The following is a 16,152-nucleotide window of genomic DNA, read 5'->3' as shown; positions in this document are numbered from 1 at the left end:
CTTTCCACGCCAAGCCTCAGGTAAGTGCACGGCGCCGCAACATTGGTTCTGGATTCGCAGCGGGCCACGGATGACCGCTTATGGCGCAAAGCGGACATGACGCAGTGACAACGTGGGTCGCTATTGCCCCCAAAACCGCCATTCCGCCCCATGCGGGTGATTAGATCACGAATTCCTCCTCGTACGTCTGCGGCTCGGGAACGACCGTAACCTCCACCGGAACGATCCAATTGGCCGCGTAGCTCTCGCAGTCGGAACGCGGAAGGTCGGGCTGCACGCACCCCGCCCCATCGATCGCGCGACATCGCAGTATATATCGCCCCACTTCTTCAGGGGTCCACATGTACTCCCACAAGCGCCATGCAAAGGGACGTTCTGTTTCGACGAGCCTTCCCTCGCGCCAGCCCCTGCCATCTCCGGTGCAGACCTGCACCTGCCGGATAACAGCCTCTCCGCTCCAGGCGGCTCCGAAAATCCGATACGGTTGACCGGCGATGAGATGCGCCCCGTGCACGGGACGCGCGATCTGCGCTTTGACCTCCATCTCCGCAAGGGGGACCAGCCTAGGTTCACCGAGGCTCCGCTCCCAACGGAAATAGTCGCGCGCCTGCCAGTAGCCAAGGAACGGTTGCTCCACAACCGTGATATGCGTGATCCACTTGACCCAAGCCATGCCGAACCAGCCACCCACGACCGCGCGTAGCGGGTAGCCGTGATCGCGCGTCAACGGCTCGTCATTCATCGAATAGGCAAGGATCGTGCTGTGAGCGATGGCCTTCTCAAGCGGTAAACTGCGCGCAAAAGCGATGGGGCCGGGAGAAGCCGTTTTCTTGTTCGTGTCGACAACGCCGTTGTCGGCGCCTGCGAGCAGAACCTCACGTGCGGTTGGCTTAACGCCCGCCATTTCCAAAATCTCGTGCAGAAGAACACCTGTCCACGCGGCATTGCCGACGGCTCCGTTCTGCCACTGCAACCCCTCCTTCGGCGGCACATAGTAGACGCGCCCGTTCCCTGCGCACTCGACGACGGCGGTGAAAGTCGTGCTCCGCATCGCCTTAATGCTGTCGAGGTCAAGTTCGATCGGGTGCTCTACCGCCCCGTCAACGCGCAATCTCCAGTCTCGCGCATCGAGGTCCGGCGACGGGAAATGGTTTCGCACGAAGAACAGCTCGGTTGGGATCAGCCAATCGGAGAGCGACGCAAACGGAAACTCGATGTTCGGTGGGGATTTCTGTCGAACTATTAAACTGGGTTGCTCTGGTCTCGGCATCGTCCTCGTCTCCCCTTCCAAGAACACAACGTCGGCTCTCGGTCGCGCCAATTCCGCTTCGATCACACCGCCCCTTGCTGTGCGTCTGTCGCGTTCCGGTTCGGCCGCATTCTAGCACATAGCGCACGTTCCTCGGTTCGACTCGAACGGTAGCAAAGGGCCGTCAAGAACGGAAGAGGCTGCGCTGCCGGACGCGAGACAAGAGCGGGTGTACTGCAGCGCGTCAATGCCGGGTCTATTTTGCATCCGGGCAAGTCGCATAATGCCACTTTGACCCTCAAACCCGGTAAATACATGGTGTTCTGCAACGAACGGGGCATTTCAAGGCGGGAATGCACGCTGATTTCACGGTTGAACCGTTGGCGCACTGGAGCGGGCGCAGTGCTAGCCTGCCGCGCCTCGCGGCGCAAGCGGCTCGCTGGCAGAAAACTGACGGAGCGGCAATGCGCCTTCTTGGTGGTCATTGAGCCACCGGTCGCTGTCGCCGCACAGTGGCCATTACGCAGTGACAACAACGGAACTTTGACGGCGGACAGAATTCGTATTGTCCTACGCGCTTTCAATCTCGTGTACGGCTGCGACAAACTCCGTGCGAGCGATCTCGCCGTCTATACGTCCCGCCAACGCTCCGCGACAGGCCGTGAGTGCCCTAATGAAACAAGCACCGCGACGGTTCGGCCAAGAGTCAATCAAACATGTAACAGCATCGTCCGGTCCATTGATGGACTTGGACCCCACGTTTTGGAATGAAATCGCAACCGGCTGTTTCCAAAGCTCGCCTGGCATCTCTAAACACCTCTTAGGTCGGCATCCAAAAAAAATAGGGTAGGCGGGAGTTCCTTCGGAATGTTCCGCGGCCCGGCCAAATGGGGCGCAAAATTCTCAATAGACATCACTGCAGCCCGACCCCAGCCACATCCGGCTACAGCGCCGTGCGTTGACACTCAGATACATCGTCTTCGCGGGAAGTCTTGTGCCGCATTGCGCCAGCCCAGCTCTTGCGGCATCGAGACAACGATTTGCTTTAAACTGCCACCGGTTCATAATGTGTGGATCGGCCGAACCCTCTGCAGGACAAGTGCCAGTGATAAACCGAGCCCAAGCAATCAGTCAGAGGCTGACCGATGTGCCGATGGCATTAGGGATAGCCTCTCGGCTTAGCGGCGAAACACCTGAACGCGCTGGCACAGATCCGTCTCCATTGCTCGCGCGGTCGGCAGCAAGCCTGACAAAACCCAGGAAGGAAGCTGACCATGTCCGCGCACGATGAAGACGACGCAACCCTCCTGTCTCGGCGAGGCGTCCTGATCAGCGGCACGGCGGTGGCTGCGCTTGCGGTCGCTTCGCCAGCGATCGCTGCGACCGACTCAGCCAGTCAGACGACGCCGGATTCGATCCGCGCGTTCAGGGTCAGTATTTCCAAGGACGCCGTTGCCGACTTGCGGCGCCGTCTTGCCGCCACCCGCTGGCCGGACAGGGAAACGGTCAGCGACGGATCGCAGGGCGTTCAGCTCGCGAAGCTTCGCGAACTCGTCCATTACTGGGGGACGGCATATGACTGGCGGAACCTCGAAGCCAGACTGAACGCCCTGCCGCAGTTCATGACGACGATCGATGGAGTCGACATCCATTTCATCCATGTCCGTTCGCGCCATCCCAACGCGATGCCGCTGATCATCTCACATGGCTGGCCGGGTTCGGTGATCGAGCAGCTCAAGATCATCGGTCCGCTCACGGATCCGACCGCGCACGGCGGCAGCGAGGCAGACGCCTTCCATGTCGTCATTCCATCCTTGCCTGGCTTCGGATTCTCCGGAAGGCCGACGGGAACGGGATGGGATCCGGATCATATTGCAAGGGCCTGGGCCGAAACGATGAAGCGCCTCGGCTACACGCGCTATGTTGCACAGGGTGGTGACTGGGGATCGGCGATTTCCAGTGCGATGGCCCGCCAGTCCGCCGAAGGCCTGCTCGGAATCCATATCAACCTGCCGGCAACAATCCCGCCCGAGGTGGCGGCGGCACTCGGTGGCGGCCCGGTGCCGCCGAACCTCACCGACAAGGAGAAGGCGGTCCTCGACGCGCTCATGGCGTCCGGAAAGGCTGGAAACCTTGCCTATTTCACGATGATGACGGCTCGTCCACAGACGGTCGGCTATGGCGCGACGGATTCTCCGGCCGGGCTTGCCGCATGGGTTCTGGTTCACCCGGGCTTCTCCCAGTGGAGCTATGGCGCCGATCCGCATGCCTCGCCGACAAAGGACGACGTCCTGGACAATATCTCGCTCTACTGGCTGACCAATACCGCAGCCTCTGCAGCGCGCATATACTGGGAGAACGGCGCACGCGGCAGCGTCATCGTCGCGGCCGCACAGAAGACGGGCGACATATCTCTTCCTGTTGCCATCACGGTCTTCCCGAAGGACGTCTATCGTCCCCCGGAAAGCTGGGCCCGGCGCGCCTATCGCAATCTAATCTACTTCCACGAAGTCGACAGGGGCGGCCACTTCGCCGCCTGGGAGGAACCGGAGCTGTTCAGTGCGGAACTGCGCGCCGCGTTCAAGCCGCTTCGGCAACCCGCCTGATCACCCGATGAAGCGGCCGTGTCTCCTTCCGCAGACATGAAGCTGGAGGTCGCGGTCCTCCCCGTGGCTGACATTGAACGCGCCAAGCCCATCTGTTCCGGCCTCGGCAGGATGCTCGACGCGGATTTCGTCAGGAAGGGCGGATCGAGGGCGGTCCAGCTAACCCCGCCCCGGATCGCCGACCTCCATCCATGTGGCCAATGCCGCGTCCTACTTGCTGATCATGTCCGATATCGAGGCGGCCCGAGGAGAACTCGTGCGGCTGGGAGCCGACGTCCGCGGCGTATTCCACCGCGGCGAGAACGGTCGTGCAGCGGTGTCAGCGCTATCCGCTTCGACCACCAGGTAGCCGCAGAATGAATTCACCATGGCCGGTGTTCCGCTCCACATTGGCTTCGCCACCTTGAACTGGAATTGGCTTTCTACCGTCAAACGAATTAAAAGCCTGCCGGTCAACATCGGATAACCTTGTGGAGACAAAAGACGGCCAAGGCCGTTGTTATCGCGATGTTGCCCGATTTCCTCCTCGCGACGGTGACGGTGAGTTCGCCGGGATGGCACGCGTTAGAGGACCCCTCAATTTGCCTGCATGTAATCCGCCACGCTGTAGCAATGGCTCGCCTGATAGGCGTTCCTTCCCCGGTTCATGTGTGTCAGGTTAAACGTGCGAATGGCGCTCACCACGCGGCGACTCGCGAGGAATTTGCGGATCGAGACAGAGCCGCGCACATTGATGCCGAAAATGTCCGCACCACGCGGAAAGAAATAACTGACGTGCTCTGGCATCGCGACGCTTTGCTCGAGAAAGGGTTCGTCCACTCGGCTCGGCGTGGCTGAACGATCTGTAGTGAAATCCGAAAGATGCACGATGAATCTGGCGCGGATATCTTCGCCTTGGGCATAGAGTGTAAAAAGTTCCATCCAGCTCGCATTGACGCGTACGAGCGGCTTGTCCGAGGTCGACGGCAGACAGGAAACCGACCAGTAGTAGCGCTCGGTCTTGCGCAGGATCGGAATGCAGTTTGGACCGTATAGCCTGAGAATCTCCAGTACTTCCCCTGCTTGCGGGCGACTAAGTAGCTTCTCAAATCGAGCGACATATTTGAAGCGCTGTTCCAGGGACTCTAAGCGGTCGCCGGTGTCCGGCAAGTCGATTTTGCCCGCTATCCAATCGCGCTGCTGCTCAACGTCGAGGAATTGCCGCAGGCCAGTGGTTCTCGGGTGAGAGGTCGCGCCCATGTCAGATCAGACGTCCTGCGAAATTCGTATGCTCGTCATCGGCCAACTCATGTGTTCTCGCTAAGGCGTCTGCGAGTCGGAGCATCGCGCCCAATGCGCCCCCGGATGATATCTCGAAGATGGTAAATATGGAAAGTCTGCGCGACCATGATGACAAAGTCGCATGACCGTTCGCCGAGCATGCAATTCACGGTGCCGGCAGCGGACTGACAGTTCTTGGTCAGAGGTGCCAAAAGAGCAGACGCCGGTTTACAGACGCAGGTTTTCGCGCCGATATTGCCAGGCGGCGGCTACTCGAGCGACGTCCAACCTTGACCGTAGTGCGTTTGGCTTCGACCAAATTCTGCAGCACTAAGGGAAGGATTTCCCCGCCTTCAGCATGTCGACCTCAGTGACGGGTGCGATCCTAAGTGAAGGTTGGAAGGTCCATCGCGCCTAGCGAAGTTTAAAGCCATACCGCGTATATGGTATTTTAATAAATTAGAGCCGTGGCGCGAATGGAATTTTTATGGCGTGCATCGCAATTCTGTACGAATGTATTGGCTCGCATCTGCCGATCACATCAGCGCACGGCAGACTGTTGGCTGTGCGATCCCAAATGCTCTGCGATTGCAGTTAGTTACATTTTCACGGGATCTGCGCAAACGATGGATTTGAGGTGAGACATATCATCGTGAGCACCCACCCAACATCCGGAAGAGATGAAACGCTTTTCAAGGTCTCAGATTCCTTGGAAATGTTGCGATTGACGGACGCGCCTCGTGTTGCTCGCTATCTGGCCACTTTCGTTATGACAGCTCTCGCAACGGTCGTGACGGTCGGGCTTGACCGGGAAGTGACAATTCCCAACCTTTCGCTCATTTATGTCCTGCCGGTCGTTGCCGCCGGTGTCATTTTCGGGTTAGGTCCTTCGCTCTTCTCAGCAGTGCTTGGTGCTCTCGCCTATAATTTTTTCCTGACCGAACCGCGCTATTCGCTCATCGTCAACGATCCAGCAAATGTATGGGCAATCGGGTTGCTTTTTGTGGTCGGATGCATTGCCAGTACAGTTGCTTCGATCGCCAGGCGAAAAGCGGATGACGCAATCCTGCTGCGGCGACAAATGGCAATTCTACAGACTTGTAGCCGCGATATAACTGCTGCTGAGGACACAAAGGCAATCGCTTCTATCGCCGCCGACATTTTAGAAGCAATCTTTGAGGTGCCGGTTGTCGTCGTAGACTTGTCTGAAGGAGTGGCGCAGTTCGTCGAAAGGCGCGGCAACGTCCAACTGACTGAAATAGAGATCGAGGCGGCGCGATCGACGCTGACCACCGGCGAGCATGTGACAGCGGGCATTTACCCATTCGATGTCTCGCGCTTCGATTTCTGGCCCGTGACGACAAGGGACGCGCGGCACATGATCGTCGGCCTGGCTTTTTTGCCGCTGCAGCGTCCGTCCGATCCGAGTACCCTCGTTGACGTCGTCAGGGGACTTCTCGCGCTTGCCCTCGATTGCCAGCGAGCTGGCCATGACGGCTGAACTATCGGCTCTTCTTGCTATCGCACAGGATCTCTAGGCCTCGCGGTTACCTCTTCGCGCCTCCGCCGGTTTGAACGAGCTGCTAAAGATTATCTTCAAGGTCGGCTTGTTCGCCAGGATGGGAGAACGGATTTTTCGGTTTGTCGTAGGCCGGATGGAAACTGCTCGGTATCGTGGATCGTTCTTGGCCCCGTTCAGATTTTGGGAAGCGTCATCATCTATTTCTCGCATGCCTTAGACCGAAAGAGGCGTTGAAACAGAGACGCCGATTGTGCTGGAAATCCAAAAACCTTTCGCCTAACTTGTTTGATAGCGTGTGCTGCGTGCGCTGCGGGTTTCCCGGAATCGACGGAGACTTCGATCAACCTTCCAGCGGGGAAGCGCGAACCCATGTCTTCGTCTTCGGCAAGATTAACAGGCCGTATTCAATCCACTCTGCGCCACTTCCTCGACAGCGAGGCATCAGGCGGCATCGTCCTGATGGGTGTCGCGACCCTCGCCATCATCGTCGCTAATTCTCCGGCAGACGACCTATATTTCCGCTTTTTTCACGTCCACGTCGGACCGCTGAGCCTCCAGGATTGGATCAATGACGCGTTGATGAGCGTGTTCTTCCTCTTGGTCGGCCTGGAGATCAAACGCGAAATGCTGGACGGGCAACTTTCGACCTGGAGCAGACGAACTCTTCCTGGTGCGGCCGCCGCAGGCGGCATGCTGGTACCGGCCCTGATCTACATTTTCTTCAACCTCGAGCACGAGGCGGCATTGCGAGGCTGGGCAATCCCCACTGCCACGGACATCGCATTCGCCTTGGGAGTGATGTCTCTCTTAGGCCGACGCGTGCCGACCTCGCTTAAGATATTCCTCGCCGCTCTGGCGATCATGGACGATCTCGGCGCCGTCATTGTCATCGCGCTGTTCTACACGGCCAAGCTCGATTTTCTGGCTCTTGCCGGAGCGGGCATCGTGATCGGCAATCTGGTCATTCTCAACCGCATGGGCGTCAAGGAGCTGTGGCCATACCTTATTCTTGGCATCGCTCTGTGGACCCTCGTCTTCGCCTCAGGCATCCACGCCACCTTGGCAGGTGTCATGCTCGCATTGACGATCCCGCTGAAAAGGACGCCCGGTACGCCTGAGGCCCCACACCACGAATCTCCACTGCACAGGCTGGAGCACGGGCTTCACAAACCTGTCGCCTTTGTCATAGTCCCGATCTTCGGATTCGCAAATGCTGGCGTGTCCTTTGCCGGGATCTCTCGCTCCGTCCTCATGGAGCCTGTTACCCTCGGTATTGCGATGGGGCTTCTTCTCGGCAAGTTGATCGGAGTGCTCGGTACTGTCGCCGTATTGGTGAAGTTCAACTTCGCGGACCTGCCAGCACAGGCAAGTTGGGGACAGATGGTTGGGACGGCTCTCCTTTGCGGTATCGGGTTCACCATGAGCCTGTTCATCGGTCTGTTAGCTTTCGACGACCCAGCTCTTCAAGACAAGATCAAGATTGGCATCCTTGCCGGATCTGTCCTTGCAGGGGTTGCCGGTTCAATCCTCCTCAGCCTGTTTGGGCGGCGCGGACATCTGTAATTCGGCCGCAGTCCACCGGGGCGTCGAACTCGCAATGCTTGCCGATGCCAATGATGAAAAGGCCGCCGATTCGCCGCTGCTCCCAGGCCGTCACCTTCGCGAGGCGCCATGCGGAATTTGTCTCAGTGCAGCAGAGAAGCCAAGCCGATGCCAATCATGCAAATGAGAAGGCCCGCGGAGATGAAGAATAAAACGAGAGGCTTATACCCAAACAACACGGACTCCTTTCGGAGCGGCTACTCCAACAAGGGTGAAATCATTCAACGTGCGGCCTAAAGCCTTGTTCCCTCACATTAATGTCGAGGTGATCGAAGAGGTGATGGGCGTGCGAACGCCTCTCACCCATCACCCGGATTCGTGGTCCGACTCCAGGAAAGCGCGCCTCGATGGGATTGCACCGGTTGCTGCTCGCAAGGTTTCATAAATCTGCGCGCTTTCGAGCAGGTTGGAACGTCGCAGGATTTCGCACGTTCAAACTTTGAAGTTTCGGGGTGCCAAACAGAATGAAGTTCAAATGTCTCCTCAAGTCCCTACGGCCGTGCCTTTTAGCGATGCTCGCTGCCTGCATCTTTTTCCCCTGCTCGGCCACGTTCGCGGCTGAGAGTACAAAGGCTGGTGGGGCATCCGAGGGCTTGTTTCTCATTCAGATTATTGTCCTCGTGGTCGTCGGCCGGTTGCTTGGCGAACTTATGGTGCGGATTGGCCAGCCTTCAATCATGGGCCAGATTCTTGGGGGCGTCCTACTTGGTCCATCAATTTTGGGGACGGTCTTGCCCGACCTCCAACAGCAGCTTTTCCCGCCGACGGGAGCACAAAACGGCATGACGGAGGCCGTGGCGCAGCTGGGTATCCTTTTCCTGCTGCTGCTTGCCGGCATGGAAACCGACCTCGGCCTGGCGAAGCGCCTGAAGAGCGCCGCTCTTGCCGTATCGCTGACCGGAATCGCTATCCCGTTTGCCTGCGGTTTTGCATTGGGGGAACTCGTTCCCGACAGCGTTCTTCCCTATCCAGAAAAGCGGCTTGTGACATCGCTCTTCCTCGGAACGGCACTTTCCATTTCCTCCGTCAAGATCGTCGCATCGGTCGTCCGGGAGATGGACTTCATGCGGCGTAACATCGGTCAATTGATCGTCGCGTCCGCAATTATCGATGATACGGTCGGATGGGTCGTTATCGCAGTCACTTTCAGCTTGGCCGAGAGAGGCACGGTCGACTTAAAGACTCTCACGACGAGCGTGGTTGGAACTTTCGCGTTCATGACCTTCAGCTTCACAATCGGACGGCGATTGGTTTTCGAGGCGATCCGGCTCACCAATGATAAGTTTCGCAGTGATCTCCCCGTCCTCAGCGCAATCATCGCTATTATGGGCGGCATGGCAATCATCACCGATCTGATCGGCGTCCATACCGTGCTGGGGGCGTTTGTGGCAGGAATATTGGTAGGAGAATCGCCGATCCTGACACGCCAGATCGACGGACAACTCCGCGCATTGACAACAGCTCTCTTCATGCCGGTTTTTTTTGGTCTCACCGGATTGAAGACTGATCTCGGTGTTCTTGGCAATCCGGCCACGCTCATGCTTGCCATCGGTCTTATTGTCATCGCGAGCGTCGGTAAATTCGGCGGCGCATTTGTGGGCGCAAAGCTCGGCGGCTACTCAAATGCCGAAGCTGTGGCCCTTGGCAGCGGCATGAACGCTCGAGGATCCACGGAAGTCATCGTCGCCTCGATCGGCCTTTCGGTAGGTGTTCTCGACGAGAAGTTGTTCTCGATCATAGTGGCCATGGCGGTTGTCACGACGATGGCGATGCCGCCGACCTTACGGTGGGCGCTTTCGCGCCTGCCGATGCGTGCGGATGAGCGCGAACGCCTTGAGCAGGAGCAGTTCAAGGAGAACAGCTTTCTTGCAAATTTTGAAAGGATTATGCTGGCGGTCGATTTAACGCCGAGCAGCGATCTTGCGGCGCGGATTGCCGGCCACTTCGCTGCCGAGCGAAAAATGCCAGTAACAGTTCTCAATATCGAACCCGATGCGTCCGACCAGCAGCGACGGCAGACAGGTCCACTGGAGACCACGGCGGTTGACGCAGGAGCGAAAGCCGTTGCGGACCGCGTAACGTCAATTGCAGATGAGGCGATCAACCGGGAGGGGGAAACCGGACAGACGACGCGAAGCGATATTCACGTCACCACGAAATTGAAAGACAGCGATTTGGCGAAGGTTCTGGCGGAGGGCTCCGAGCAGGGACACGACCTTTTGTTCATCGGTGTCGAGCCAGTCTCGGGCGCAAAAGGCGGGTTTGACGATCGACTTTCATTGATGACTTCCGCCTTCAAGGGTACCGCTGTTATCGTCTCCTCTCGGGGTCGAAGCATCCCTCAAGAAGACAAGAACACGCGCATATTGGTGCCGATAAGCGGCACGCAGCGCTCGATTAAGGCCGCGGAATTCGCCTTCCTCATCGCCAAGGTGACGGGATGCTCGATATCAGTCCTGTATATCGAAGAGGCGATGCAAGCTCGTATGCATCCACGGTTAAGCGACAACCGATATGGTCATCTCGAGGCATTCGAAAGGATTGACCAAATCGCCCGTTTTAATGGTGTTGCCGTGGAGAAGATCGTTCAGGAAGGAAGCTCTCCGGAGCTTTCAATTCTGCGTCAATCCCGCAAAGGAGGCTATGATCTAATTGTGCTCGGTGTTTCAAGGCGTGCGGCCCCCCGCCTGTCTTATGGTCGCATTCCCGACACACTTGTCGAGGCAGCGGACCGTTCATTCATCCTCGTTGAGACCGAATAACGGGTAGAGGCCGGACTGGTTGACGATAGCCGGATAGCGTGTAGGCAGAGCGCGCGCCGCGAAGCCGCTATTCATTCAGGCGATGACCTGGGCAGGTTGGTGATAGCGCAAGGCGTCAAGCAGCAAGGCGAAAGCCGGCGAGGTTTGGCGGCAGCTCGGATAGTAGAGGTGATCGCCTTGAATTTCGGGGTACCAGTCCGCTAGTACGCCCGAGGAAGAACAAATGTCGTTGACGATGCCCGAGCGTTCGAAGGGGGAGAAAACAGCCATCGCCTTAAAAGAGATGGCGACCCAATTGGGTGGCCCCACCTCGTGGCAGAGAGGCAGGGCCAGGGAACCGGTACGGCTCGTTTTGCGCCAACAATTTGCTGAGTGGGCGCTTTGCTCGCGCAAATCTTTCTTACCACCGTAAGATGAAACCAAGCTGATGCCCATCGCGACAATCGGCAATTTTCTTGGTCGATTTCAGCCTGGACGCAGGAGAGACAAACTACGAGATTGAAGTCGCAACATCGGCGCCTCGACCATCACCGGATTTTGTAGTTCGGGACTTGATGTTGTCAGCTCCAAAGCCCAGTGCCTGTCTTTGGGCAATGCAAAGTCACTGTCTTCGTCAAGGGGATTGAACAGGATGAGGAGATCATCCCATCCTTCTTCGCATGGCTGCGTGCGGGATAGTCGCAACCCGATAGTTGTGTTTGAATCGTCGTCCCAGTGATCCTCGGTCTGCTCGCCTCCGCCGGGATTGAGCCACATGACGATCAGGCCGTCACGCCAGTTTTCTCGCTTGAGAATCGAGTGTTGCTGCCGCAAAGCGATCAGACGCTTGGTAAAGCTGCGAAGTGCCTCTGAACTGCCGTGGCTGTCTTCCCAATGCAGCCAGCTGAGCTCGTGGTCCTGGCAGTAGCCATTGTTGTTGCCCATCTGGCTGCGTCCGAATTCATCTCCTGCCAGCAGCATGGGTGTCCCATGCGACAAGAACAAGGTTGCGAGAAAATTTCGCTTCTGACGTTCCCGAATGGTATTGATATTTTCTTCTTCCGTTGGACCCTCAGCGCCATAGTTGCAGCTGCGATTATCGTTGTGGCCGTCATTATTGTCCTCGCCATTGGCTTCATTGTGCTTGTCGTTATAGGAGACGAGGTCGTTGAGGGTGAAACCATCATGTGCGGCAATAAAGTTAACGCTTGCCCAGGGACGACGCCCGCGAAGATCATAGACGTCGCCTGATCCCAAAATGCGGGCTGCAAAATCCCTCGTCATGCCCGGGGTTCCCCTCCAGTAGTCGCGCACAGTATCACGATATTTATCGTTCCACTCCACCCAGCCCGGCGGAAACCCGCCGAGCTGATACCCGCCGGGCCCAATGTCCCAGGGCTCGCCGATGAGCTTGATCCTTGACAAGACAGGATCCTGGCCGACGGCATCGAAAAAGCCGCTACGCTGGTCAAAACCTGCTGGTTCACGACCGAGAATCGTGCCGAGATCGAAACGGAAGCCGTCGACATGCATTTCTTCGGCCCAATAGCGGAGCGAGTCGGTCACCATCTGCAGCACACGCGGATGCGAGGTGTTGATCGTGTTACCGGTGCCAGTGTCGTTGATATAGTAACGGGGTTCGTCTGGCAGGGTGCGGTAGTAAGAGAAGTTATCGATGCCCTTGAACGAAAGGGTTGGGCCGAGCTCGTTGCCCTCTGCCGTGTGATTGTAGACGACGTCTAGGATGACTTCGATGCCGGCATCATGGAAGGCGCGCACCATGTCGCGAAAGCCCGCGAGGCCCTTGGGGCCGTAATAACGAGAGGCAGGGGCAAAAAAAGCGAGACTGTTGTAGCCCCAGTAGTTGCGCAGTTGCCTGTCGAGCAGATGGCTGTCATCCAGAAAATAATGTATGGGAAGGAGCTCGATCGAGGTGATGCCGAGACCCCTTACGTAGTCGACGATCGCCGCCTGCCCTAAGCCATCAAACGTGCCACGCAATTGCTCTGGAATTGCCGGGTGCAGGACCGTCATTCCCTTGACGTGTGCCTCATAGAAAATTGTTCGTGACCATGGAATGGATGGTTTTTGAACCGGCGCTTCGCCATTTGCATCAACCACGCGGCACTTTGGCATCTGCGTCGCACTGTCTGTCTCGTCGCAGGAAAGATCCTTCTGCTCGTCGTCAAGACGATAGCCGAACTGTGCTTGCGACCATTCAAGATTGCCGACGAGCTCGCGGGCATAGGGATCGACCAGCAATTTGTGCGGATTGAAACGATGGCCTTTTTCCGGATCGAATGGTCCATGAACACGGTAGCCATACAACACACCCGGCGTCAGGCCCGGAATATAGCCGTGCCAGATTTCGTTGGTATATTCCGGAAGGACAATCCGCTTAGTCTCCTGCTTGCCGCTTTCGTCGAAAAGGCAGAGCTCCACCTTGTCCGCATAAGCACTGAAAAGCGCGAAGTTGACGCCGTGCCCATCATAATTCGCGCCCAGGCGCGTAAAATCGCCCGACTCGATTGAATGCTGCTTGCCGTCGTCCGTCATGGATTACTCGTCGTTGATGCCTAGCGGAAACCCCGCAATGATGCGCTTTGTTCCGGCATTTGGCTTAGACAGGCGCATCGGCGGCGGGATCGTCAGCTGCGCGCAACGAGAATAGATATGGGATGGTCCACAAATAATTGAGCCGCCTGAAGATTGCCGGCCGGCGGCAGCCTGTCCGTCAGCAGATTGCGCATCGGGCTGCGCAGATCTTGCGGCATCATGACAATCGTGTCGCTCCAGAAATCCGAAGAGGGGCGATCAATCAGACGCGGCACGATCGTAACTGCTATCTCCTGACCGTAAACTCGAGCGAAGGCGACGAGGTTAGCCGCTCGCTCCCCTCAGTCTCCAGCGGCACATAATCGCCTTCGAGAAAAAGAACGGGATGGTTACGACGATAGCGGAGCACCTTGCGGATGATTTGCCGTTTCAGTGACGCTACCTTCGATACGGCCGTATTTGTTGTTGCCGGTGCGCACGTCGACAGGTAGTCGACCGGTCTGCGATTGTCCGGATCGACCAGGCTGAAGTCGAGACCCTCGCTTCCCTGGTAGATATCCGGAATGCCCGGAGCCGTGAGCTTGATCAGCAGTTGCGACAAGCTGTTGCGATAACCGATATTCGCAAAGGGATTCAAGGTCCGTGCGAAGTCCTTGGCAAACGCCTTGTTATCAACCGAAAGCAATGCTGCAGCGTAGGCTTCCACCGCCCCCTCATAGGCCGGATTTATATTCATCCAATCTGTCCTCAGTTTCGCCTCGCGTATCGCTTTCAAGGCATAGGCGGCAAACCGATCCTTTAACTCGTCTCCATCGCTTTGTTCGCTATCCTCCGGCCATACGCCAGCGAGCGCCTGATACAGCATCCACTCGATATTGGGCTCCGGCGCCGGCCCGTCCTCAAGGCCGCGGCGGAAGGAAGAGTTGATATTGCACCATCGCTTAACGCCCGCAATCCAGGCTTCCGGATCTTGGGTGAGGCCGTAAAGGCGGGCGCGGGCATCCTCTCCGCGCTTCGTGTCATGCGTCGACGTCGCCGAAAGGCCGCGCCTTTGGCGCCGAACGCGATCCTCCATAAGCCGATGAAAGCTAGCGACTGCGTTCGGGGGCACATCGTGGTCACCTCCGACCTCATTCATCGCGATCAGGCGATTGCATCGATAAAACAGCGTATCCTCGACCGACTTTGCCATCACTGGCCCGCTCAATTGCTGGAATCTTACGCGAAACTCCAAGGCTTCCGCATCGGAAAAATCGCCTTTCAGGAGACCGGCAAGCGCCTGCAAGGCACCAACGGCCGGCAATTGGGATCGTGCCTTTTCGACGGTGCCGTCGATAATGGCCTCATCGTCTGCAGCGGCAACCCCGTGATAGCCGTAGGTGCGATAGACCGGGAAGGCGACCAATAGCTCTCGGAGTGCCGACTGTATTTCGATCCTGCTAAAATCGGGGATAATCGATCCTGCGAGCGAGGCCAAACGCGCCGTTTCTCCAGCAAAATTCCGCTCGACCATCAACAGTTTTGCCTTGCGCAAACCTGCGGCAAAGTCCGCATCCTTTTCACCGTAGAACTTATATGCTCCATCCAACTTGCCTAACCCCTCCCTGCTCACGAAAAGGTCCGCCATGGCCGCGATGAATTCGTAGCCAGTTGTCCCCGATACCGGCCAGTCTGCCGGCAGCGTCTCGCCGCGTGCCAAAATCTTCTCGACTACGATGAAGGTGTCGGGGCCGGTGGCCTGCCGCAAACGCTCGAGATAGGACCTCGGATCGGCCAGTCCGTCGATGTGATCGACGCGCAGGCCTTGAACCTGCCCGACACGAACCAATTCGATGATCAGCCGATGGGTCTCGTCGAATACCCGTGCATCTTCGATCCGCATGCCGACGAGGCCTGATACCTCAAAGAAGCGCCGGTAGCTGAGATTCCGGGCGGCATCCTTCCAGCACAGCAACTGCCAGTGCTGTCTTCTCAGCAGCTTTCTCATCGCCACGACGTCCTCGGAAAAAGCCCGCAATCGGCTCGCCTCCTTCCCAATTCGCTCCATGACATGTGCGACGCTTTCATCTGAAAGCGGATAAAGATGATCGAAATAGGCTAGATACATATGGCCATCCAAAGGTTCGTAGCGGAGTTGTAATTCGCCCGCAGACAAAGCTTCCTCCAACGATTTTCCGAGCTGCGGCAGCGTCAATTTCCGGCTCCAATCGATGTCAAAATAATTGGCATAAACGCTTTTTGACCCATGCCGCAAAACGTCTCGCCACCAGGCATTTTCCACCGAAGCGGCCATATGGTTGGGCACGATATCCAAAATCAAACCCAGCCCTTGACGCTGCACTGCTGCACAGAACCTATCGAAGCCCTCTCGACCGCCAAGTACCGGGTCGATCTCGTTCTGGTCCGTTACGTCATAGCCATGGGTCGATCCCTTCGTGGCCGTGAAGATCGGCGAGGCATAGACATGACTGATGCCGAGATCGCTTAGATAGGGAACCAGCTCTATGGCACGGTCAAATGTGAGGTTGCCGCGAAATTGTAGGCGGTACGTGGAGGTCAACGTTGTCATCGCTTCCTCTGTACGTCGGAGCGCTTTTACCAACGGGGTGGAGGGAG

9 protein-coding genes and 1 pseudogene are annotated in these 16,152 nt (G+C 57.4%); 4 read left to right on the top strand and 6 right to left on the bottom strand.

The genetic code is table 11. The features are described 5' to 3' along the window. Window positions 1-160: 160 nt before the first annotated feature. Both PY650_RS23865 and PY650_RS23860 read right to left on the bottom strand, forming a co-directional pair. On the bottom strand, window positions 161-1,270 hold the full coding sequence (locus PY650_RS23865) for a sulfite oxidase (RefSeq protein ID WP_285882072.1): 1,110 nt from the start codon (window positions 1,268-1,270) through the stop codon (window positions 161-163). A gap of 549 nt (window positions 1,271-1,819) precedes the next feature. Continuing rightward, window positions 1,820-2,056 (bottom strand): DUF982 domain-containing protein, encoded by a 237-nt coding sequence (locus tag PY650_RS23860; protein WP_285882071.1) that lies wholly within the window; start codon window positions 2,054-2,056, stop codon window positions 1,820-1,822. Between the two features lie 467 nt (window positions 2,057-2,523). Here PY650_RS23860 and PY650_RS23855 point away from each other — a divergent pair, with 467 nt between their 5' ends. Continuing rightward, window positions 2,524-3,855 carry an epoxide hydrolase family protein gene (locus tag PY650_RS23855; RefSeq protein ID WP_285882070.1) on the top strand — a complete coding sequence of 444 codons (1,332 nt, stop codon included), beginning with the start codon at window positions 2,524-2,526 and terminating at the stop codon, window positions 3,853-3,855. Window positions 3,856-4,431: 576 nt separating this feature from the next. Here the strand turns inward: PY650_RS23855 and PY650_RS23850 are convergent. Next, window positions 4,432-5,094, bottom strand: a complete 663-nt coding sequence (locus PY650_RS23850) for a hypothetical protein (protein WP_285882069.1) — start codon at window positions 5,092-5,094, stop codon at window positions 4,432-4,434. A 736-nt stretch (window positions 5,095-5,830) separates the two neighbouring features. On the opposite strand from PY650_RS23850, the gene PY650_RS23845 reads away from it, so the two are divergent. The 3 genes from PY650_RS23845 (at window position 5,831) to PY650_RS23835 (ending at window position 11,001) form a co-directional block, all read left to right on the top strand. Further along, the gene (locus PY650_RS23845) at window positions 5,831-6,616 is read left to right on the top strand and encodes a DUF4118 domain-containing protein (RefSeq protein WP_432761572.1); all 786 of its coding nucleotides are present in this window, start codon (window positions 5,831-5,833) and stop codon (window positions 6,614-6,616) included. A 390-nt stretch (window positions 6,617-7,006) separates the two neighbouring features. Beyond that, window positions 7,007-8,200: a Na+/H+ antiporter NhaA gene (gene nhaA / locus PY650_RS23840; protein ID WP_285882066.1), complete on the top strand. Its 1,194-nt coding sequence runs from the start codon at window positions 7,007-7,009 to the stop codon at window positions 8,198-8,200. A 503-nt stretch (window positions 8,201-8,703) separates the two neighbouring features. Next, window positions 8,704-11,001 carry a cation:proton antiporter domain-containing protein gene (locus PY650_RS23835; RefSeq protein WP_285882065.1) on the top strand — a complete coding sequence of 766 codons (2,298 nt, stop codon included), beginning with the start codon at window positions 8,704-8,706 and terminating at the stop codon, window positions 10,999-11,001. A 75-nt stretch (window positions 11,002-11,076) separates the two neighbouring features. Here the strand turns inward: PY650_RS23835 and PY650_RS37455 are convergent, their stop codons facing one another. The 3 genes and pseudogenes from PY650_RS37455 to treY form a co-directional block, all read right to left on the bottom strand. Further along, window positions 11,077-11,436: a hypothetical protein gene (locus PY650_RS37455; protein ID WP_432761571.1), complete on the bottom strand. Its 360-nt coding sequence runs from the start codon at window positions 11,434-11,436 to the stop codon at window positions 11,077-11,079. A 30-nt stretch (window positions 11,437-11,466) separates the two neighbouring features. After that, window positions 11,467-13,536: a glycogen debranching protein GlgX gene (gene glgX / locus PY650_RS23825; RefSeq protein ID WP_285882064.1), complete on the bottom strand. Its 2,070-nt coding sequence runs from the start codon at window positions 13,534-13,536 to the stop codon at window positions 11,467-11,469. A gap of 92 nt (window positions 13,537-13,628) precedes the next feature. Next, a pseudogene (gene treY, locus PY650_RS23815) lies at window positions 13,629-16,105 on the bottom strand (malto-oligosyltrehalose synthase). Between the last annotated feature and the right edge of the window lie 47 nt (window positions 16,106-16,152).

It is taken from the genome of Martinezella calliandrae, from assembly GCF_030272695.1.
Classification (GTDB): domain Bacteria; phylum Pseudomonadota; class Alphaproteobacteria; order Rhizobiales; family Rhizobiaceae; genus Rhizobium; species Rhizobium calliandrae.
Note: the sequence above shows the minus strand (reverse complement) of the source record. Positions and strands in the feature narration are given on the sequence as shown.

What these genes read in the sequence shown, in the direction of transcription:
- PY650_RS23865 (WP_285882072.1), bottom strand. Translation starts at nt 1,270, where the DNA reads ATGCCGAGACCAGAGCAACCCAGTTTAATAGTTCGACAGAAATCCCCA.
- PY650_RS23860 (WP_285882071.1), bottom strand. Translation starts at nt 2,056, where the DNA reads ATGCCAGGCGAGCTTTGGAAACAGCCGGTTGCGATTTCATTCCAAAAC.
- PY650_RS23855 (WP_285882070.1), top strand. Translation starts at nt 2,524, where the DNA reads ATGTCCGCGCACGATGAAGACGACGCAACCCTCCTGTCTCGGCGAGGC.
- PY650_RS23850 (WP_285882069.1), bottom strand. Translation starts at nt 5,094, where the DNA reads ATGGGCGCGACCTCTCACCCGAGAACCACTGGCCTGCGGCAATTCCTC.
- PY650_RS23845 (WP_432761572.1), top strand. Translation starts at nt 5,831, where the DNA reads ATGTTGCGATTGACGGACGCGCCTCGTGTTGCTCGCTATCTGGCCACT.
- nhaA (WP_285882066.1), top strand. Translation starts at nt 7,007, where the DNA reads ATGTCTTCGTCTTCGGCAAGATTAACAGGCCGTATTCAATCCACTCTG.
- PY650_RS23835 (WP_285882065.1), top strand. Translation starts at nt 8,704, where the DNA reads ATGAAGTTCAAATGTCTCCTCAAGTCCCTACGGCCGTGCCTTTTAGCG.
- PY650_RS37455 (WP_432761571.1), bottom strand. Translation starts at nt 11,436, where the DNA reads ATGGGCATCAGCTTGGTTTCATCTTACGGTGGTAAGAAAGATTTGCGC.
- glgX (WP_285882064.1), bottom strand. Translation starts at nt 13,536, where the DNA reads ATGACGGACGACGGCAAGCAGCATTCAATCGAGTCGGGCGATTTTACG.